General features: G+C 37.5%; 19 protein-coding genes. 12 read left to right on the top strand and 7 right to left on the bottom strand.

Annotated elements, in window-relative coordinates; genetic code table 11:
* Nucleotides 1-48: 48 nt before the first annotated feature.
* The 4 genes from pcnB (at nt 49) to panC (ending at nt 3,718) form a co-directional block, all read left to right on the top strand.
* Nucleotides 49-1,452 carry a polynucleotide adenylyltransferase PcnB gene (gene pcnB, locus B6A32_RS16090; RefSeq protein ID WP_332888774.1) on the top strand — a complete coding sequence of 468 codons (1,404 nt, stop codon included), beginning with the start codon at nt 49-51 and terminating at the stop codon, nt 1,450-1,452.
* On the top strand, nt 1,452-1,943 hold the full coding sequence (gene folK, locus B6A32_RS16085; protein ID WP_085305941.1) for a 2-amino-4-hydroxy-6-hydroxymethyldihydropteridine diphosphokinase: 492 nt from the start codon (nt 1,452-1,454) through the stop codon (nt 1,941-1,943). Before pcnB ends, folK begins: the two co-directional genes overlap by 1 nt.
* A gap of 54 nt (nt 1,944-1,997) precedes the next feature.
* Entirely contained in the window at nt 1,998-2,792 is a 795-nt protein-coding gene (gene panB / locus B6A32_RS16080; RefSeq protein WP_085305940.1) for a 3-methyl-2-oxobutanoate hydroxymethyltransferase, read from the top strand.
* A 77-nt stretch (nt 2,793-2,869) separates the two neighbouring features.
* Nucleotides 2,870-3,718, top strand: a complete 849-nt coding sequence (gene panC, locus B6A32_RS16075) for a pantoate--beta-alanine ligase (RefSeq protein WP_085305939.1) — start codon at nt 2,870-2,872, stop codon at nt 3,716-3,718.
* A 131-nt stretch (nt 3,719-3,849) separates the two neighbouring features.
* Here the strand turns inward: panC and panP are convergent, their stop codons facing one another.
* The 4 genes from panP to B6A32_RS16055 form a co-directional block, all read right to left on the bottom strand.
* On the bottom strand, nt 3,850-5,478 hold the full coding sequence (panP, locus tag B6A32_RS16070) for a pyridoxal-dependent aspartate 1-decarboxylase PanP (RefSeq protein ID WP_085305938.1): 1,629 nt from the start codon (nt 5,476-5,478) through the stop codon (nt 3,850-3,852).
* A 418-nt stretch (nt 5,479-5,896) separates the two neighbouring features.
* Nucleotides 5,897-6,589 carry a tRNA (guanine(46)-N(7))-methyltransferase TrmB gene (gene trmB / locus B6A32_RS16065; protein ID WP_085305937.1) on the bottom strand — a complete coding sequence of 231 codons (693 nt, stop codon included), beginning with the start codon at nt 6,587-6,589 and terminating at the stop codon, nt 5,897-5,899.
* Between the two features lie 44 nt (nt 6,590-6,633).
* Nucleotides 6,634-7,407, bottom strand: coding sequence for an ABC transporter permease (locus B6A32_RS16060; RefSeq protein WP_085305918.1), 774 nt, complete (start codon nt 7,405-7,407; stop codon nt 6,634-6,636).
* A gap of 5 nt (nt 7,408-7,412) precedes the next feature.
* Nucleotides 7,413-8,354, bottom strand: coding sequence for an ABC transporter ATP-binding protein (locus tag B6A32_RS16055; protein ID WP_085305916.1), 942 nt, complete (start codon nt 8,352-8,354; stop codon nt 7,413-7,415).
* A gap of 557 nt (nt 8,355-8,911) precedes the next feature.
* On the opposite strand from B6A32_RS16055, the gene B6A32_RS16050 reads away from it, so the two are divergent.
* A complete protein-coding gene (locus tag B6A32_RS16050; protein WP_101685976.1) occupies nt 8,912-9,256 on the top strand; it encodes a DUF4389 domain-containing protein in 345 nt (114 codons plus the stop codon).
* A 121-nt stretch (nt 9,257-9,377) separates the two neighbouring features.
* Here the strand turns inward: B6A32_RS16050 and efp are convergent, their stop codons facing one another.
* Nucleotides 9,378-9,947, bottom strand: coding sequence for an elongation factor P (gene efp / locus B6A32_RS16045; RefSeq protein WP_085305912.1), 570 nt, complete (start codon nt 9,945-9,947; stop codon nt 9,378-9,380).
* Nucleotides 9,948-10,005: 58 nt separating this feature from the next.
* On the opposite strand from efp, the gene epmB reads away from it, so the two are divergent.
* Together epmB and B6A32_RS16035 are read left to right on the top strand one after the other, a co-directional pair.
* Nucleotides 10,006-11,022, top strand: coding sequence for an EF-P beta-lysylation protein EpmB (gene epmB, locus B6A32_RS16040; RefSeq protein WP_085305972.1), 1,017 nt, complete (start codon nt 10,006-10,008; stop codon nt 11,020-11,022).
* Between the two features lie 152 nt (nt 11,023-11,174).
* Nucleotides 11,175-11,471 (top strand): hypothetical protein, encoded by a 297-nt coding sequence (locus tag B6A32_RS16035; RefSeq protein WP_085305910.1) that lies wholly within the window; start codon nt 11,175-11,177, stop codon nt 11,469-11,471.
* A gap of 92 nt (nt 11,472-11,563) precedes the next feature.
* On the opposite strand, the gene B6A32_RS16030 is transcribed toward B6A32_RS16035, so the two are convergent.
* Nucleotides 11,564-12,073 carry a DUF3016 domain-containing protein gene (locus B6A32_RS16030; RefSeq protein WP_085305908.1) on the bottom strand — a complete coding sequence of 170 codons (510 nt, stop codon included), beginning with the start codon at nt 12,071-12,073 and terminating at the stop codon, nt 11,564-11,566.
* A 269-nt stretch (nt 12,074-12,342) separates the two neighbouring features.
* Here B6A32_RS16030 and B6A32_RS16025 point away from each other — a divergent pair, with 269 nt between their 5' ends.
* The 4 genes from B6A32_RS16025 to B6A32_RS16010 all read left to right on the top strand — a co-directional run bounded on the left by B6A32_RS16025 (nt 12,343) and on the right by B6A32_RS16010 (nt 19,157).
* Nucleotides 12,343-13,344: an AEC family transporter gene (locus tag B6A32_RS16025; RefSeq protein WP_085305906.1), complete on the top strand. Its 1,002-nt coding sequence runs from the start codon at nt 12,343-12,345 to the stop codon at nt 13,342-13,344.
* 461 nt (nt 13,345-13,805) lie between these two features.
* Complete coding sequence (locus B6A32_RS16020) at nt 13,806-16,169, top strand: fatty acid cis/trans isomerase (RefSeq protein ID WP_085305904.1); 2,364 nt, start codon at nt 13,806-13,808, stop codon at nt 16,167-16,169.
* Nucleotides 16,170-17,049: 880 nt separating this feature from the next.
* Nucleotides 17,050-18,027, top strand: a complete 978-nt coding sequence (locus B6A32_RS16015) for a DUF1852 domain-containing protein (protein WP_085305902.1) — start codon at nt 17,050-17,052, stop codon at nt 18,025-18,027.
* A gap of 41 nt (nt 18,028-18,068) precedes the next feature.
* Nucleotides 18,069-19,157: a methionine synthase gene (locus tag B6A32_RS16010; RefSeq protein ID WP_085305900.1), complete on the top strand. Its 1,089-nt coding sequence runs from the start codon at nt 18,069-18,071 to the stop codon at nt 19,155-19,157.
* 102 nt (nt 19,158-19,259) lie between these two features.
* Here B6A32_RS16010 and B6A32_RS16005 read toward each other — a convergent pair whose 3' ends face one another.
* Nucleotides 19,260-20,087, bottom strand: coding sequence for a sulfite exporter TauE/SafE family protein (locus B6A32_RS16005; protein ID WP_085305898.1), 828 nt, complete (start codon nt 20,085-20,087; stop codon nt 19,260-19,262).
* A gap of 276 nt (nt 20,088-20,363) precedes the next feature.
* Here B6A32_RS16005 and B6A32_RS16000 point away from each other — a divergent pair, with 276 nt between their 5' ends.
* Complete coding sequence (locus B6A32_RS16000) at nt 20,364-21,248, top strand: LysR family transcriptional regulator (RefSeq protein ID WP_085305896.1); 885 nt, start codon at nt 20,364-20,366, stop codon at nt 21,246-21,248.
* Nucleotides 21,249-21,334: the final 86 nt, after the last annotated feature.

The following is a 21,334-nucleotide window of genomic DNA, read 5'->3' as shown; positions in this document are numbered from 1 at the left end:
AATTTAATGATATAACTGGGGTCCACCATTATCAAAAGCGTCATCAACTTGTGTAAAAAAGTACTTGGAAAAGCACGAAAAAACAACTCTACTCAACCTTCATTTGAGCAGCCAATTATCCTTTCTCGTGATCAGCACCCTGTATCTAGAAAACACATGAGTCACAATGCTTTAAAAGTATTGTATCGCTTAAATAAAGGCGGATATGACGCTTATCTAGTTGGCGGCGGAGTTCGCGACATTCTTTTAGGTTTAACCCCTAAAGATTTCGATATAGCAACTAACGCCACCCCAGAACAAATTAAAGCTTTATTTAGAAATTGCCGTCTTATTGGTCGCCGTTTTCGTCTTGCCCATATTGTTTTTGGCAGAGAAATTATTGAAGTAGCTACCTTTCGCGGCCACCACGATAATGATAAAGACCAAAAAACATCAAAGCAAAATGAAGATGGCATGCTATTACGCGACAATATTTATGGCAGTATTGAAGAAGACGCTGAGCGTCGAGACTTCACGATCAATGCCCTTTATTACTCTGCTAAAGACTTTAAAGTTTATGATTTTGCCAACGGTGTTGCCGATGTTTATGCCAAACAAATACGCTTAATTGGCGATCCTGAAACTCGCTATCGTGAAGATCCGGTTAGAATGCTGCGCGCTATTCGATTTTCAACCAAATTAGGTATGGAAATTCATCCTGACACCAAAGCACCGATAGTAGATTTAGCGCCTTTAATGGCCAACATTCCACCGGCACGTTTATTTGAAGAGTTTTTGAAACTGTTTATGTCAGGTAAAGCGGTAGAAAATTTTCAGTTGCTGCGTGAATACAACTTATTTCAATATTTCTTCCCTGCCGTTGACCAGCAACTTAACCAACAATCACAACCCTATTTAGCTGACTTTATCGCGCTTGCCATGAAGAACACTGATTACCGTGTAAATAATGATCAGCGTGTAACACCTGCATTTTTATTTGCAGCCATGCTTTGGTATCCAATGCAAGAGCACATACAGCGCTTAAACAGTGAAACACAACTAACACCACAAGATGCATTTTTTGGTGCATTAAGTGAAATAATGTCTGAGCAACAACGCAGTATTGCTATTCCGAAACGCTTCCAAGCAGTAATGAAAGATATTTGGATTTTACAAGAAAAGCTAGCGCGTCGAGATGGTAAACGTGCCTATAAAGCGCTTGAGCACCCTAAATTTAGAGCGGGTTATGATTTCCTTTTACTCCGTGCTGAAATTGAAGGTGCCACTAACAAAAACCCTGAAGAAGCTGCGGCACTGCAAGAATTAGCAAAATGGTGGGGCGATTTTCAAGCCTGCAACATAGATACGCAACAAGTGATGATTAAAAGCATTACCAGCAACAAAAGTGGCCCTCGCCGTACAACACGTAAGCGTCGAAAGCCTCGTGTTCAACATGCTAGTAAAGAAGCGTAATGTCACTTGCTTATATCGGATTAGGTAGTAATTTATCTGATCCGCAAGCCCAAATAATTACTGCAATAGAGAAGCTAAAGCAACTTGATGGCGGTAACGTAATCAAAATATCTTCGTTATATTTTAGTCGGCCAATGGGTCCGCAAGACCAGCCCGATTACATGAATGCTGTTGTCGCGCTTGAAACTAATAAAAGCGCTATTGAATTATTAGAGCAGCTACAGCATATTGAAACCATTACAGGTCGCATAAGAAAAGACGACCGTTGGGGTGCTCGAATATTAGATTTAGATATTATCTTATTTGATCAAGAAGTTATAAATACCACTCGCTTAACTATTCCCCATTACGGCTTAAAGCAGCGTGAGTTTGTATTGTTACCTTTAGCTGAAATTACGAGCGATTTATTTTTACCCGATGGTGATAGTATTGATGAATTAGCTAGCAATATTGCTCGAAATGGGTTAAAAATTCACAGCAAGTTAAGTTAGACTATAAACTCTAAAATAAAAACAAAACACGGCATCATAACAAACGGAAATAATATGGCTAAAATAACCACTGCCACCTTAATGAAAATGAAACAACAAGGTGAAAAAATTACCACCATTACTGCCTATGATGCCAGTTTTGCGAAAATATTTGATCAAGCTGGCATTCATGCCATTTTAATTGGTGACTCTTTAGGTATGGTTTTACAAGGCCATGACGACACTCTACCGGTTGATATTGACCATATGGCGTATCATACACAGTGTGTAAAACGTGGTGTAGAAAACACGTTAATTATTGCTGATATGCCGTTCATGAGTTACGCAACTACCGAGCAAGCCTATATAAATGCGGCTAAATTAATGCAGGCAGGTGCTAGCATTGTAAAAATTGAAGGTGGTCAATGGTTAGAAGAAACCATTAAAGGCCTTGTGGAACGTGGTATTCCTGTTTGTGCACATTTAGGCTTAACACCTCAGTCAGTTAATGTTTTTGGTGGTTTTAAAGTGCAAGGTAGAGACAGCGCTAAAGCTCAAGAAATGATAGAAAACGCCAAAGCATTAGAAGCGGCTGGCGCGCAACTACTCGTATTAGAATGTATTCCAAGTAGTTTAGGCAAAGCGATTACCGAAGCGATATCTATACCGACCATAGGTATTGGTGCAGGTAAAGATACCGATGGACAAATTTTAGTGATGCACGACGCCTTAGGTATTTCGTGCAGTTACATGCCAAAATTTTCACGTAATTTTTTAATCGATACCGGTGATATTAAAAAAGCGGTAGAGCTTTATATTGACGAAGTTAGCCAAGGTAACTTTCCTGGACCAGAACATATTTTCAAATAAGTACATCCATACAATAAATTTATCAGGCGCTTAATGAAAATTAAGCGCTTACACATCGAGTAAAAAGTAGAATAACCATGCAAACAATTGAACAAATTTCGATTTTACGCAGCGAAATTAAGCTCTGGCGTCAACAAGGCCTTAAAATTGCGTTTGTGCCGACTATGGGCAACCTTCATCAAGGCCATATTGCCTTAGTAGAAAAAGCCATGTTACTCGCCGATAAAGTTGTGGCAAGTATTTTTGTAAACCCGATGCAATTCGGTATTAATGAAGATATAGATAATTACCCTCGCACTATGGCTGCTGATCAAGAGAAATTAGTTGCTGCAGGTTGTGATATTTTATTTACCCCAACCCCTGCCATTATTTATCCTAAAGGTTTAGAAAACCAAAGCTATGTAGAAGTGCCTAATGTTTCGCACAGCTATTGTGGTGAAAGCCGACCTGGACACTTTCGTGGTGTAACAACCGTAGTGTGTAAATTATTTAATTTAGTGCAACCCGATATTGCTTGCTTTGGTTTAAAAGATTATCAACAGGTGCAAGTAATTCAAACCATGGTTGACGACTTATCAATGCCTATTGAGATAGTGCCCGTTGCTACTGTACGCGAGCCTTCAGGTTTAGCCTTAAGTTCACGCAATAACTACTTAAGTATTGAAGAAAAGAAGATAGCCCCGGCATTAAGTCAAAATATTCAATGGCTCGCAAAAGAAATTCAACATAACAATGATTTCATTGGTTTAGCAAAAAAAGCTGCGGGCTATATCGACAATGCCGGTATGAAAACTGATTACATTCATATTTGCCATGCTCGCACTTTGCAGCCGGCCAGCGAAGACGATAAAGAATTAGTTATTCTAGCAGCAGCGCACTGCGGTAAAGCAAGGTTGATTGATAACTTGCAAGTGCAATTAACTTAATTTTGCTGTGGGAATAAAACACTGGCAAACATAAAAAAAGCGACTAATTAATTAGTCGCTTTTTTTATGTTGCTAAATTTATTTGACTGAGAAAGTCTTTAATTAACTCGTGTCACTTCAGTGAACAATCATTATTTAAATGACAAAAGTGCTGGCAGAAAGGTCTCACTTTCTTGTGCTAACAAGATTTGCTCTGCAAGCACATCTTTGAGAATAGTTTTTGAGGTTAAAGGGTTCGCTAAAACCACTCTAAACACCAAGGTTTTACGTCCTTGATACTTTTGCACTTCAATGCGCGTTCGAGAAACAAACGACTTACCATTTTCACGTTGACGCTTTTGAATAAACTTCGTCAACTTATCCAATAAAACGTTAATCGTTTCTTGCTGTTCGATATCAGCATTAGCTAATATTTTTTGCACAACAGCGGGGTTATATCGATAAGTTAACAAGCATAGTTCTGGTTTTGTGATTAGCTCAAAATCTTTATGCTGAGTAATTAAATTAGCAAAATAGTTCGCTTTTTCAATACTATGATTAATCAATAACTCATAACCAGGTCGGCTAATTACATGCAATGCTGAATACACTAGCATTGCCATTCCAGGTCTTGAACCTTCTAGCGTGTGGCTACCTAAATCTTTTGAACCTTTACGTAAAATATACTCAGCATGATGTTCAATAGCTGCAACAGAAGCTGGGTTTTTAAACACCACTAAACCTGCTCCCATTGGCACATACATTTGTTTATGTGCGTCAATAGTTACCGAATCTGCTAACTCAATCCCTTTTAGCAATGGGCGATATTTATTTGATAATAATGTCGCGCCACCCCAAGCAGCATCCACATGAAAATGAGCCTTATAGCGTTGTGCTATTTCAGCCATTTGTTCAAGTGGATCAATATTACCGGTTTCTGTCGTACCAGCAACACCGACAATACTGAGCACGCGAATATTCTCGCTAGCTAATTGCTGACACTTAGCTTCAAGCAATTTACAGTCGATTTTATTGTTTTCATCGGTTGGAATAGCAATAACACTGTCTTGACCTATGCCTAACACATCAGCTGATTTCTTCAGAGAATAGTGTCCTCGAGCTGACACCAAAATAGCTAAGCCTTCATATTGATAATGTTTAAGTGCCTTAAATAAGCCCTCACGCGCTACTCCTTTAAAATCTCCACTTGGTTTTAATAAATTATTGCGCGCCACCCAAAGTGCCGTTAAATTGGCTACAGTGCCGCCTGAGCAAAATGCACCTAACGAATGATTCGCACTGTGCATCCATTGTTGATAAAACGGCTCATTATCTTGATAAACTAAACGATGCATCATACCCAGAACTTGTCGTTCCATGGGAGTAAATGCTTTAGAGGTTTCAATTTTAACTAAGTTTTGATTCAAGCCTACCATCAGCTTCGACAGTGGCAAAATAAAGTAAGGTAAAGCAGAGGTCATGTGACCGATAAAGCTTGGGCTCGAAGTATGAACTGATTGCGACACTAGCTTATCAAGTAAGTGCTGCATGTGGTCTGAAACAAACGCAGGCTCTTCAGGGATCATTGGATTGGCAAAATCTTTTTCAATTTCGCTAAGGGCTTGCTCGGTAGCCGCTATGTGCTCACCAAGAAACCCAGCCAAGTTCTGAGATATATCATTCTCTATGCGACCCAATGTAGAATCGGGTGCAACTGGAATGGTAAAAATGCGATGTAAAGATTTTTCAGATACTTTTGCCGCGCGTTTACTAGCCGTCATACTTATTCACTATTAACTACTTGCTTAAAGCAAGTTGAGATTTATATAAGATCGGCACTTTAATAAAAATAGCAGCAAATGTCTCGTTATTTCCATCAATACTCAGGTTAAAAGCTAATTTTTATTGTAAAAAGGTTGGGCTTAACCCAGCAAAGTCGCAATATAAACTAAGCCAAGTTCAACAATAGCTAAACTACTTAAGGCCATCATAAATACAGATTTTTTAATATTATTAGTCATAGTGTTTGTCCTAAATTTAACGTTGATACAAAGGTAATATCAACTATCAGGCCAAAACTGTAACTACTTGATATATAATAACTAAAGAAAAAATATCATTAAAAACAAACTAACTAGCCAAGGTTTATTGACTAAGTTTTTGTTAATCTAACCAATTTATTGTTAGAAATATAAACGGTTAGTTTTTAACAATATGCAACTGCCAACATTGTTGACCACTGGCATGAAATTTCGCTTCAAACGGCGTTAAAGGTTGCGTCACATTAACCGTTGAAATTTCACCTTTGCACGCTAATATTTCTGCCGCGACTTTAAACTCTTCTAAATACAGTAACCAATTACTGCGCAATATAAGCGCTTGTCCAATGGCAACAATTTGAGGGAAAACTGCACTGCCATGCCAACGCCTTTGCACGTGTTTTGCTTTTGGCCAAGGGTTTGGGTACAAAATATAATGCTTAGATATTTGCCAATTAGCAGCAAGCACAAGGCGATAAAAGTCATTCAAATCGGCACGTACTAAATGAAAATTTTCAACGTTGCCTGCACCATTGTCGAGTTTAACTTCATCAACATTACGGTTAATTCTATGGGCTGATTTATCAACACCAATAACTAACGCCTTTGGGTTTTGTTTGGCTAATAAACGCGTACTTTGACCAACACCACAACACGAATCGAGTATAACCTCGCCCGAAAACGCCTGAACAATTTCATTTATCTCATCAAATGCTTGTTGAGTATGAGCTTGTATTGGTTTTTGCGACGGATGGGCGATATGCTTGTTAACAATTTCAACGAGTTTTTCATGTACCCCTGGTTGATTGGTAACAATGGCTTTAGAGTCGCCGGTTATTTCCGTGTCGTTCATCAAATACTTACCTTTAAAATTCAATACATTAATCAATAATACTATTAGCTTCTTAAGCCTATACCTTTGGTGATTAGCACCATTGCAATAGTGTATAAACTAACAATAAATACACCCAGTACAGCAAACGATAAGGTTAAGCTCACATCTGTTATCCCTAAAAATCCATACCTAAAGGCATTAACCATGTACACAATAGGGTTGATCTGCGATACACCTTGCCAAAATTCAGGTAATAAGCTGATAGAGTAAAATACACCGCCTAAATAAGTTAACGGTGTAAGAATAAAGGTTGGGATAATCGATATATCATCAAAGCTACCCGCAAAAATAGCATTAATTAAACCACCTAATGCAAAGGTTGCAGATGTTAGCGCCACAGTAACAATAATCACCCAAATATTATGAATTTGAATATCTACAAAGAACATTGATACTAAAGTAACAATACTGCCTACGAGCATACCACGCGCCATTCCGCCACCAACATAGCCAGCAACAATAACCCAATTAGGTACCGGTGCTACTAACATCTCTTCTACGTTTCGCTGCCATTTAGCACTGAAAAAAGACGAAGCAACATTAGAGTATGAGTTGGTAATTACACTCATCATGATTAAACCAGGCACGATAAATGACATGTAATCAAAACCGCCCATTTCGCCAATTCTAGAACCAATTAACGAGCCAAATATAACAAAATACAAACTGATGGTAATTGCTGGTGGTACTAATGTTTGCACCCAAATACGCATAAAACGGTGTATCTCTTTATGCATGATACTTTTCAGCGCAATAATATTTCTAGAAGATCCCATATTTTTTACTCCTTAACTGCGCTTTTGCTTGCTGCTTGACCACTACCAACTAAACCTACGAATAATTCTTCTAGTCGGTTACTCTTATTACGCATACTTAACACGTCAATACCTTGATTATTTAGTTCAGTAAACACAGCGTTTATTGTTTGCGTTTTTTTCACGTCAACTTCTATTGTGTGGCTATCTATTACTCTAGAACTTAAGCCCACTAATTCTTGGGGTTCGCTATTAGGTTTTAAATCGAAAACAAAGGTCTCAACATCTAATTTGGCTAACAGCGATTTCATATCCGTATTTTCAACAATAATACCTGAATCTATAATGGCAATATTGCGGCAAAGCATTTCGGCTTCTTCTAAATAATGTGTGGTTAATATAATGGTAATGCCTTGCTTGTTTAGCTCGCGTAAAAACTCCCACATCGAGCGTCTAAGCTCTATGTCGACGCCAGCGGTGGGTTCGTCAAGGATCAGCATTTTAGGTTCATGCATTAAGGCACGAGCAATCATAAGTCGGCGCTTCATACCACCAGAAAGCATACGGGCAGCGTCATTACGCTTTTCCCATAAATTTAATTGCTTTAAATATTTTTCAGCTCGCTGTACCGCTAACTTTCGCTCAACACCATAATAGCCGGCTTGGTTAACTAAGATTTTCATTAACGATTCAAATTGATTGAAGTTAAACTCTTGTGGCACTAAACCAATAAAACTTTTAGCCGCTTCAAGCTCTTGATCAATGTCATGACCAAAAACAGCGACATTACCAGCCGTTTTATTCACTAATGAAGTAATAATACCTATGGTAGTGGATTTGCCTGCACCATTAGGACCAAGCAAAGCAAAAAAGTCGCCTTGTTTAACGGTAAGGTCAATACCTTTAAGTGCTTGAAAGCCGCCCTTATAGATTTTAGTTAATCCGGAAATTTCTAGTGCTGGTAACATAGCGAACCTCAAAATAATTGCGTGACCTTAACGTGGGGGCAAGTAAATAATTTTCAACAGTAAATCTAGCGGTTAATGCCCTAAAAATAATGAACGAGTCGAATGTTAAGGTGAATACTTTAATCTTGCCCTAGTATAAAACTTAAAGGAAACAAAAACATCAATGATAAAGCATGTTTATCAATAAACGTATATATCAGTATTATTTAGTGTAATTACAGCATAACACGCTACGAAAAATACTATGCTTACTGGTTTTCAAAGCTAACTAGCAATAACATTTCATCTTTGATTCATTAAAGCTATTCATTCATAAAAACAGGGTTATTCCTGAATGCATAATCATGGTAAAAGTTAGCTTTTTACGCTAAATAATGATCGTATTGACAAATAACCAAAGGTTTAATAAAACCTAACCACTTGATTCTATTTAAATAAAAATCTTGGCCTTATCTTTGCAAATTCAATCTATAAATTAGCTTTATAAATTAGCTTGGTAAATCAACGTTGCTAAATAAAGTTGAAACAAATCATACCAATTCAATATGGAGTATTTTATGAGAGATGAGTTAGAAAATGAATTATTTGGTAACAACAAAACCCCTAAAGATTCATGGAAAAGCCCTGGCATTTGGCAGCGCGGTTTAGCTATGCTGTGTTTTGGTTTTATTAGTGGTTTTATTCGATTTTTTATTGCTCTAATCGCTATTTTTCAGTTTATCACTATGCTATTTAGTAACACACCTAATAGCCAACTTTTAAGACTTGGGCAAAGTTTAAATAGTTATATTTACCAAATTAATCAGTTGTTAACCTTTAATTCTGAAGTTTATCCATTCCCCTTTACTGATTGGCCAGAAGGTCGTACTTCACAAGTACCACCTGCAGAACAGGCTCAATAACTCAAGCTGACAAAACAAAAAAGCTCACAAAAGTGAGCTTTTTTAATTTGCTTAAGCATTTAAATAAGTGCTTAACTCAATGAGTACCGAAAGCAATAAGCTTTAGGCTAACAATAAATTTTTACTTACTTGCACGTGAAACATATTCACCCGTGCGCGTATCAACCTTAACTATTTCACCAATTTGAATGAAAAGCGGAACACGCACAACCGCACCTGTAACTAAAGTAGCAGGCTTGCCACCGGTACCGGCAGTATCACCTTTAAGACCTGGGTCAGTTTCAGTAATTTCTAATTCAACAAAGTTTGGTGGATCAACAGAAATAGGGTTGCCGTTCCAAAAGGTAATATTACATACATCACCTTCTGCTAACCATTTAGCAACATCGCCAACGGCTTTTTCGTCAGCGGCAACTTGCTCAAATGTTTCGTTGTTCATAAAGTGCCAAAACTCACCATCGGCATACAAATAGGCTAGGTCTTCGTCCATTACATCAGCACCTTCAACACTCTCGCCTGATTTATACGTTTTTTCTAATACCTTGCCAGATATTAACTTACGAATTTTAATGCGATTGAATGCTTGCCCTTTACCCGGTTTTACGATTTCATTATCGATAATGTTACAAGGTTCACCATCAATCATTAATTTAAGTCCAGCTTTGAACTGGTTAGTGCTAAAATTAGCCATAATTATTATGCTCGCTCGTTCACGTACTAAACGTAAAGGTTAAAAATTGAATATAGAAATGCCGCAAATAATAACCCAAATCAGCAATCAATTGCACACTTCTTGGCAAAAAGAATTAGCAAATGTTATTACCGATCCTAAAACCCTATTAGAGTTGGTGGATATTTCACCAGAAATGTATCAACATCACTTTGCTGCACGAAAGCTATTTCCGGTGCGCGTACCACGACCTTTAATCTCTCGTATTAAAAAAGGAGATATTAACGACCCTATTCTGAAACAAGTAATGCCCTTAGATCTTGAGTTTTCAATCACCGAGGGATATAACGAAGATCCTCTAGAAGAACATGACACTGTAGCGCCCGGGTTATTACATAAATATAAACACCGTGTATTAATGATGGTAAAAACAGGTTGCGCTATTAATTGTCGCTACTGTTTCCGTCGGCATTTTCCTTATGCAGATAATAGTCCGAATAAAGCACGGTGGCAGCAAGCGCTTACCTATATTGAGCAACACAACGAGATTAACGAAGTTATTTTCAGTGGCGGCGATCCTTTAATGGCAAGTGATGAACATTTACAGTGGCTTATTACCGAAATAGAAAAAATACCACATATCAACCGCTTACGTATTCATACCCGTTTGCCAATTGTTATACCTCAGCGCATTACGCCCGCGTTAGTTAACACCTTAAGAACAACACGTCTTAAACCTGTCATTGTATTTCATGTAAACCATGCGAATGAAATAGACAATGATGTCGCTGAAGCACTTGAACCTCTAATATCAGCGCGCATACCGCTTTTTAATCAAAGTGTGCTATTAAAAGGTATTAATAACGACGCAAAAATATTGGCTCAGTTAAGCGAACGTTTATTTGATATTGGTATTCAGCCTTATTACTTACATCTGTTTGATAAAGTACAAGGCGTGGCTCATTTCGACTTAACAGAAACTGAGGCAAAAGAAATTACCTTGCAGCTTATGGCGATTTTACCCGGTTATTTAATGCCAAAATTGGTCAGAGAAATTGCTGGAGAAGCCAATAAAACCCCCATAAATTTAACCTAATATTGCGCAGTAAAACTCATTTTTTTAGGAATATATTGTAAGCGCTAATAACGGTAGCACGGGTATTAGCAAAATTTTATTTGAGACTAACAATAAGCAAATCAATTTGGCATAATAGCGCCATTAAATACACAAACTGAAAATAAGTAATTATGAGCGAAGCCGTACACAAACAACTAATCGAAAATATCTCGATAATTTTAAAGAAATCTCTCGCAGCCGACGCCACGTTAACGACATTACGAGAAGCTAAGCAAGCAGGGTTTGCTGCTATATTTACTGAAGATGCAGGCTTTAAGTGTTCCGCTAATACTTTTCAACCTTACGTTGAAGAAGTAGCGAATGATTTAATTTTTTGGCAAAAAACTTCTGACCAAAAAACATTGATCGATATTGTAAAAAAAATAGAACAACTATTTACCGTGTTGGCTAAATTTGAACATAGCTAAACATACTGTTGAACGTTATATTTACGACTAAAGATAAAAGAAAAAACGCAGCTAAGCTGCGTTTTTTAGTTTTACAAACCTATGATGTTTATTTATTTTTTCTCGTTACTTTTCACGTTGTTTGCAAAGGTTTTTCTAAACCAATCATCTAACATCTTTTTCTCGTATTTTAGACTTTCGCTTCGATATTTTAGGTTGTTATGCATCAAAAAGCCCATATCGTTAAGTGAAACCTCTTCACTTTCTGCCACAGTATTATCTGCATTTAACAACTGATAACTAAACTTCATGCGTGGAGTAAATATATCTTTTACAATACGAATGCGCTTAATGCCATAGTTAACATCGCCCGCCAGATCTAAATTGGTTACATCTAAAAGTAATTTTTGTTGCTCAGGTAACATTTTAGCCATTTTAGCAAAATGTTCTTCTAGTGTTTTAAATGTTTGTTCTTGAAACTTTTTTCTATGCCCTTCACCTGCTTTAATATCAGTGTATTTATCAGGATTTGTCCATTTAACTTCAACTTCTGCAGCTTTTACTGATGACATTTGCACCATAACGATTGCTAAGCTTAATAAACTTGTAATAAATTTAATCATAATTTTTACCTCTTTGTTTTATTATATACCTAATAGACTTAATAATGCGCGATAAGCAAATGACATGTTTTTATTTTATTATATTTTGAGTGTTCTAGATTGATAATGTTCAGGGTTAATTTATGTATTTCAGCGCAGTATTTATCTATAGTTTTTCTGAAAGGTTAACAAAAATAAGTTTAAATTAGAAATTTTCGTCATAAAGCTATTGCTGCCACGTCCAATAAATAGCTAAACTCAAAAGCTAAATCCTGTGTAACCTGGCTAACGTGGTTGCATATCTTGCCTTATTACCAACAAAAACTGAGCCCATAGTGCTAACTGAATTTTTATCTACACTGCATTTCTCGTTTTCAGTAACGGGCCCTATTTTTATGATGGTTGTTCTCGGCGGCATCCTGAAAAAATACGGCATAATTGGCAAAGCTTTTGTCGACCAAGCCTCGATAATGGTGTTTAAAGTATCGCTGCCTGTGATGCTTGGTATGAGCATGATCAGAACAGATATAGCCACGGTTTTTGATCCCATGACCATAGCAAGCGCCTCACTCTCTACATTACTCGTTTTTATATTGCTGACATTAACCGCAAATGTTTTTGTGAAAAACCCACGAGATAAAGGGGTTTATGTGCAAGGCGCTTTTCGCGGGAATTTAGCTATTGTAGGTTTAGCACTCTGTGTCAATCTATATGGTGATGCTGGCATTGCTAAAGCCTCTATTGTGATGTCTATTTTGTCATTGGTTTATAACGTGTTGGCTATTTATACCTTAACGTCGACACTAACAGACAAAAAGCTTAACGTGTTTTCAATGATCGTTAGCATGACTAAAAACCCATTAATTATTGGTATTATGTTTGGCATTAGTATTAATTTATTGCACGTACCAATACATCCAGTGATATTGCAAACGGGTGATTATTTAGCACAATTAACCTTACCAGTAGCACTATTATGCATTGGGGCTAGCTTATCGTTTAATGATATGAAAGATACTAAAGGCGTGGCTAGCATTGCCGTTATTGCTAAATTAGTGGTATCACCGATTATAATTACTTATATAGCTTACCTTAGCGGCTTTTCAAAAATGGATTTAGGCATTTTATTTTTAATGGCAAGTACGCCAACCGCGGCGGCAAGTTATATTATGGTGAAAGCCATGAAAGGTAATGAAACGTTAGCCGCTAATATTATTGTCATGAGTACGGTTGGCTCTTTATTTACCGTCAGTATTGGCTTGGCTATACTTAAATCTTTTGCGTTAATTTAACTGGCTTCATTAGCATTAAATCTGTTTTACTTTCTCTGTTGCTGTTACTAATAATAATTAAACACGTTCTTTAAATATAACCTCAAAACTGCCAAGGTTTTATAGTGGCATCTCCACTAAAGGCTTTGGTGCCTGAAACTCTACATTGATAATAAACGCTTTACTAGCTAAGGATTAAGCTATTGGCACTGGGGGATTAACCTTCATATGTAACCTGAACTCTGGATAATGAGTGCTTGATACTCAAGTGAGTCAAAAGCTTAGGTAGTAAGGTAAATGCTATAACAAGATGAACATCATGAATAGACATCATTAATGCTGCTTATCCAGAATTCAGGTTATGTATAGTCGACATGCCATCAAACACATCATAGTGCTAAGTAGCTTTGATCGCCATGTTTCGTTTATAATATGCAGCTTTTAAAGTCACGTTTGATTAACCTATAAGTGTTAACGCCGATATGAATATTTCTCACAAATCAAAGCCATTTCTGCTTTTAATCTTCATCGCTATTTTGGGTGGTTGTGCCATGATCGCTAATAGTCAATTTGATGATTTATTTGGTAAAGCTGAGCCTCAAGCTCGAATGGTAGATAATAACTCAACACAAGCAACGTTTTATCATGATGAAGTACAGCCAATTATTGAACAGCGCTGTGTGGTTTGTCATGGTTGTTATGATGCGCCATGCCAGTTGAAGTTATCGTCTGCACAAGGAATTGATCGTGGTGCAAACAAAGCATTAGTATATGACGGTACGCGATTACTCGCCGCAACACCACAACGCTTATTCGAAGATCATGACAGTACACAAGCGTGGCGTAACAATGGTTTTTATGGCGTTCTAAACGAACGTCAACAATCGCCAGCATTTAATCAACAAGCAAGTGTTATGTCGAGATTACTTTCACTTAAACAACAGCATCCGCTCCCTAAGGGGAAAATATTACCTAAGCAATTTAGCTTTGCCTTAGATAGACAACAACAATGCCCTACCGATGTTGAAATGGACAGCTATGCACAAAACTATCCCGATTGGGGCATGCCTTTTGGTTTACCTGCGTTATCAGCACCTGAAGATGAAATTTTACAAACATGGTTACGTAACGGTGCAAAAATGGCACCACCAAAGCCTTTAGAAAATAACTACATCGCTCAAATAGCAACATGGGAAAACTACTTAAATGGCGACTCATTAAAAGAAAAGCTAGTAAGTCGTTATTTATATGAGCATTGGTTTATCGCGCACATGTATTTTTCTGAATTACCTGCCGGCGAGTTTTTCAAAGTAGTACGCTCTCGAACACCTCCAGGGCAACCTATTGATATTATTGCTACCCGTCGACCTTATGACGACCCTGGTGTCGATAGAGTTTATTACCGATTTTGGCGCGAGCAAGGCACTATACTAGAAAAAACCCATATGCCTTATGCATTGAATAACGATCGTTTAGCAACGTTTAACCAATTATTTTATCAAGATAATTACCAGGTAAAGACCTTACCTTCTTACAAACCAGAAGTGGCTTCAAACCCTTTTAAAGCCTTTGAAGCAATACCGACTGTCGCTCGTTATAAGTTTTTGCTAGAAGAAGCAGAGTTCACCATCATGAACTTTATTAAAAGCCCCGTTTGTAGAGGGCAAGTTGCGTTGAATGTTATTAACGATCGTTTTTGGGTGTTTTTTGTTAATCCAAATGAAAAAAATGCCAAAGATCACTCCTCATTTTATAATAATCAACAAGATAATTTAGCCTTACCATCAGCCGCAGAAAGCAATGCCTATATCATTACCAATTGGCTTAAATATTCTAAGCTTCAACGTGAGTTCATGCATGATAAAGCGCTTAAAATGAACAAAGCTTTTCCTAATGGCGAACACCTTACTACTGAACAAATATGGGCAGGTGACGGCGATAATACAAACGCGGCTTTAACCATATTTCGCCATATTGACTCAGCAACTGTGGTTAAAGGTTTAGTCGGTCGTCCTCCACAAACCTCTTGGGTAATTGACTATGGCTTATTAGAGCGTATTCATTATCTATTAGCTGCAGGTTTTGACGTATATGGCAATATTGGTCATCAATTAAATACTCGTTTATATATGGATTTTCTTCGTATAGAGGGCGAATTTAACTTTTTAGCTTTATTACCACCAGAAACGCGTAAAACAGAGCTAACAAAATGGTACTCAGGTGTATCAGATAGCCAAAAAGAATACTTAATGACACCGCATAAATTGTTCTCTCAACCTTCTGGCATTAATTATCAAACAAAAGATCATAAGCAAGAGTTGTATCAGTTACTAAAACAAAAAGTTAGTCCTGTGCTAGTTACAGATAATAATTTAGTCAGTAAAAGTACACCGAGAAGTCATAGAAAAGCGTTAGACAAATTACAGAATATAACGGGCGGCCCAATAACCTTAATGCCACAAATTACCTTTTTGTCTGTGCAAAACAGTGATCAAACCTACTATTACAGCGTGCTGCGAAATAATGCTCACAGTAATATAACCAGCTTATTAAGTGAAGATGAGAACCGCTTACCTGAACAAGACACCATTACTGTTACGAGTGGCTTGGTGGGTGCTTACCCAGATGTATTCGTTAATGTTAGCGAGTCTCAATTAACCGGCTATGTTAAAGCGGTTATGGCATTAAACACAGAAGCTGATTACCAAGCATTAATGGACGATTATGCCATCCGCAGAACTGATACTAGTTTTTGGCAACATAGCGACGCAGTGCATGCAGACAATAAGAAAAAGTACCCTTATAAAGCAGGGCTTTTTGATTATAATCGACTACAAAATCGATAGTATTAACTTTAATACTAGGTACAGCAAGGGTAGCGTGTAAAGCGCGAACCCAAAATGAAAAAGCTCAGTAAAATGAGCTTTTTTGCTTTTTAATTTCTAACTTTCAATTTCTTCATCATCGATTAACAAAAACATGCCCTAAAAAACTTAGCATATAGCCAAGCTTTTCCCTTCCTAGATAAACGTCCTGCTTTCAATATCTAACCTGAACTCTGGATAATGAGTGCTTGAAACTCAAGTGAACCAAAAGCTTAGGTAATAAAGTAAATGCTATAGCCAGGTGAACATCACGAATAGCTATCATCAATGCTTCATTTTATGCCATTTCCAAGGCAAAACGTTTATGAATAGCGCGCTATTTATCGACGTTTTAACGCAGAAAATGGCTTAAAAGGGAGCATTGAGCAAGTGCTGCTTATCCAGAGTTCAGGTTATCTATATTTTCACTCTTTCTCTTGAGAAAATAACAAAGCATCACGGTATTTTTTATCCGTTCGAAAGCGTAACTGAAGTCATTTATTACATTCACCCACTTTTATAACTTGCCCTAAAAACAATAACCTCCCCTGAAAACTTTGGACTTGTATGGCTTTAAATAACCGCGAGAATTAATTTAAATTGATGAAAAAACACCATTTATGAGAAAAGCTCATGTAACAATGAAATAAAATCAATTTTATTCATGTAACGAACCCCGTATAAAACACACTCTGCTTTTAACTTTAGACATTATTACAGTTGGTTTTGAATTACGCTTTTGGCAAAAACCAAACAAACTGCAAAGACTTCTAATAGGAAAGTTAGAAAGCAAATGAAGCGGCTCAAAAAAGGGCATGAAATAAATTCAGGTTTTACGACAGCAATTGGATAACAGATTCTCATGAATAAAGATTTTACATTTACTATTAAGCGCATTGGTCTGAATGAAAACTATCACCCGTCAAACAATACGCGCATTACCACCAACTTTGCTAATTTAGCTAGAGGAAATAGCCGACAACAGAATTTACGCAACACCTTAAAGATGATCGACAATAGCTTTAATGCTTTAGCTTATTGGGATAACCCTAAAGGCGATCGTTATTCTGTCGAGCTAGAAATAATTTCTGTTGATATCGATATTGAAGACACCGGACAAGCTTTTCCTTCAATTGAAGTATTAAAAACCACGGTTGTTGATCATCATACTAGCGAGCGTATTGAAGGGATTGTAGGTAATAATTTCTCTTCTTATGTACGAGATTATGATTTTAGTGTGTTGTTGTCTGAGCATAATAAAGGCCAAGCCCAATTTAGCATTCCTGAGCGCTTTGGCGATTTGCACGGCAAAATTTTTAAGAACTTTGTAAATTCAAGTACCTATAAACAGCACTTTAAAAAAACGCCGGTTATTTGTTTAAGTGTTTCAGATAACAAAACCTATCATAGAACGGATAATCAGCATCCTTTATTGGGGGTTGAATATCAGCCTAGTGAATCTTCTTTAACCGAGCAGTATTTCAAAAAAATGGGCTTACAAGTTCGTTACTTTATGCCGCCCAAAAGCGTTGCACCTTTGGCTTTCTTTTTCTTTGGCGACTTACTTAACGATTACAGCAATCTTGAGTTAATCAGCACCATCAGCACCATGGAAACATTTCAAAAGATTTATCGACCTGAAATTTATAACGCAAATGCTGTGGCAGGCAATGTATATCAACCCAATTTAAAGAACCAAGATCATTCATTAACGAAAATTTTTTATGACAAAGAAGAACGCAGTAAATTGGCGATAAAACAAGGCAAGTTTGCTGAAGAAAACTTTATCAAACCTTACCAGAAAGTGCTCAATCAATGGTCGGAAAATTACGCACTTTAATTAATATATTTGAATAAGAAAAAGGTACCGTGGCACTTATTATGAATACGCAAATTAAAAAAACACTTAACAACGAACTTACTAACAAAGCGCTGAAAGAAAAAATAATACTCCCTACATCAACAGCAGGCAGTTTACCCAAGCCCTCATGGCTTGCAGAACCTGAAGCGTTATGGTCACCTTGGAAGCTACAAGGCGATGAACTCATTGCTGGTAAATACGATGCGCTACGTGTTTCATTGCAAGAGCAACAACAAGCCGGCATTGATATTGTTAGTGATGGCGAACAAACCCGCCAGCACTTTGTTACTACCTTTATTGAACACTTAACCGGCGTTGATTTTGAGCACCGTAAAACCGTTAAAATTCGTGATCGTTATGAGGCTAGTGTACCTACCGTAGTTGGCCCGGTTTCTCGTCCAAAGTCTGTGTTTGTTGAAGACGCCAAACTTTTACGCCAGCAAACAAACAAACCTATTAAATGGGCTTTGCCCGGCCCAATGACAATGGTAGATACCTTGCATGACGACCATTACCAAAGTCGTGAAAAACTGGCATGGGAGTTTGCGAAAATACTGAATCAAGAAGCTAAAGAATTAGAGGCTGCAGGTGTTGATATTATTCAGTTTGATGAGCCTGCATTTAATGTGTTTTTTGATGAAGTGAATGATTGGGGCATTGCTTGTTTAGAGCGGGCAATTGAAGGGCTTTCGTGTGAAACTGCCGTACATATTTGCTATGGATATGGCATAAAAGCCAACACAGATTGGAAAAAAACCTTAGGATCACAGTGGCGACAATATGAACAAGCCTTTCCTAAACTGCAAAAATCTTCAATCGATATTATCTCGCTAGAGTGTCATAACTCTCATGTACCTATGGACTTACTGGAGCTTATTCGCGGTAAAAAAGTAATGGTGGGCGCTATTGATGTCGCAAGTAACACCATTGAAACGCCAGAGGAAGTTGCCAAAACCTTAAGAGAAGCGCTTAAGTATGTCGATGCAGATAAACTCTATCCTTGCACTAATTGCGGCATGGCGCCTTTGTCTCGCGAGGTAGCAAGAGGGAAGTTATATGCGTTAAGTGCAGGCGCGGCAATTATTCGAAATGAAATTGAGAAAGTATAAAGCTATCAGCTATCAGTTAAAAGCTAATAGCTTTTAGTTAAGAGCTAATAGCTTTTAGTTAAGAGCTAATAGCTTTCAGTTAAGAGCTAAGAAGCGAGAGTTTTACAGGAATAGCTGTGCTAGCATGCGTATGCCGGTAAAAAGTAGTACGAAGGCAAAGACTTTTTTCAGTTTTACGGCGTCTAGCTTGGCTGCTAATGAAGCCCCGACAGGAGCAAATAAAACCGTTAGTGGCACAATACAAATAAAACTCGCTAAGTTTACCAAGCCAAACGTACCTGCTGGGGCATCAATAGGTGTAGTACCTAACACTAGCATTGTTAATGCGCCCGGCAAGGAAATAATTAACCCTATTGCTGCCGCAGTGCCAACGGCCTTATGAGCAGGATAATTATAGAGCGTAAGCAATGGTACTGAGATGGTGCCGCCTCCAATACCTACCATAGAACTGAAAAAGCCAATCGATGTGCCCATTATTGTTTGTCCTGCTGTACCCGGTAGCTTTTGATATAGCGCCGACTTACCTGTTCTAAATAACATATTTAAAGCAGATAAAACCGCTATCACGCCAAACAATAAGGTTAATATTGTTCCTTCAACCCGAGTCACCAACCAACTCCCCGCTAGCACACCGACAAGAATAAATACCGCCCAACGTTTAAGCAGGCTAAAATCAACATTTCCTTTATGGTGATGTGAACGAATAGAGCTAATAGACGTTGGCACTATGGTGGCCAATGAGGTTGCTGTTGCAATAACCATGGCAGACTCTGGTGATACGCCAAAACTTTGGAACAAGAAAAATAACACAGGTACAATCACGATACCGCCGCCTACCCCTAACAAACCGGCTAAAATTCCAGCGAACATACCAGTAGCAACCAAGGCTAAAATAGTTGGAAAATTATTCGTTATAAATTCAATTATCATGTTTAACTACTACTTATAATTAATGTCTAAAAGCGGATAGGCCTTGCTCGTAAAAAAATGCAGCCTTAAATGTTAGGTTTTTAAGTAAAACTAACGCGTTAGTATCCCTGATCCTTTATGATCTAGCAAAAGATTACATCGCAAATAGTTATCATTATTTATCCCAATTGTGATTGTAAAAAAACTTTTATGATTGATAAAATGATATTCTCTCATCAAACAATGAATGTACTTCATCATTAAAGCTAAAAAACATTTAAAAATAGGAGTTTACAAGTGTTAGAGAGGATCCATTTAGAAATACTAACCGCGATAAAAGATCATGGTACCTTAACTAAAGCAGCTGACTCCTTACACTTATCTCAATCGGCATTAAGTCATAGCATTAAAAAACTTGAAGGCCAAATTGCTACACCAATATGGACAAAAGACGGTAGAAACCTACGCCTTACCGCTGCAGGCGCCCGCATTCAAACCTTAGCAAATAGAGTGTTACCTCAATTTTTACATACTGAATTATTACTGAGCCAAATTGCCAAAGGTGAAATGGGTTCGTTACGCATTGGCATGGAATGTCATCCTTGTTATCAATGGCTATTGAGAGTAATTCAACCCTATTTAGAGCAATGGCCCGATATAGATATGGACGTGAAGCAAGAATTCCAATTCGGTGCTTTAGGTGCTTTGCTTAATTACGAAATCGATGTACTTATTACACCTGATCCACTGTTTAAACCTAAAATTGACTACATACCGGTTTTTGATTATGAGCATAGATTGGTAGTTTCTGCTTCTCACGAACTGGCAAAGCAAAGCTTTGTATTACCCGAGCAGTTAAATAACGACGTACTGTTTAGTTATCCTGTAGAGCCGCTAAGGCTAGACATTTTTAGTCAATTTCTAAACCCTGCAAAATGTTCAGTAAAAAAACACAAGTACATAGAAACTACTGAGATCATGCTACAAATGGTGGCTGCAGGACGAGGCGTTTGTGCCTTGCCAGGTTGGCTAGTAGACGAGTATTCAAAATCAATGCCTATCAAGAGTCTGCGGTTCGGGGAGGCAGGTATTCAAAAACAAATATTTGTAGGAATTCGCAAAGACGAGCAGCATATCGACTACTTAAACGATTTTATTACGCAGGCTAAAAAAACAAAGTAATAAATCACCTCTATTCTAGAACTACTGATAATAAATGAAACACTAAGATAATTGGCTGATAAGACAATGAAGCTTAGTATTTTTTT

Source organism: Colwellia polaris, assembly GCF_002104515.1.
Taxonomy (GTDB): Bacteria; Pseudomonadota; Gammaproteobacteria; order Enterobacterales; family Alteromonadaceae; genus Cognaticolwellia; species Cognaticolwellia polaris.
The sequence above is the reverse complement of the archived record's forward strand: the minus strand, read 5'-3'. Positions and strand labels throughout refer to the sequence as shown.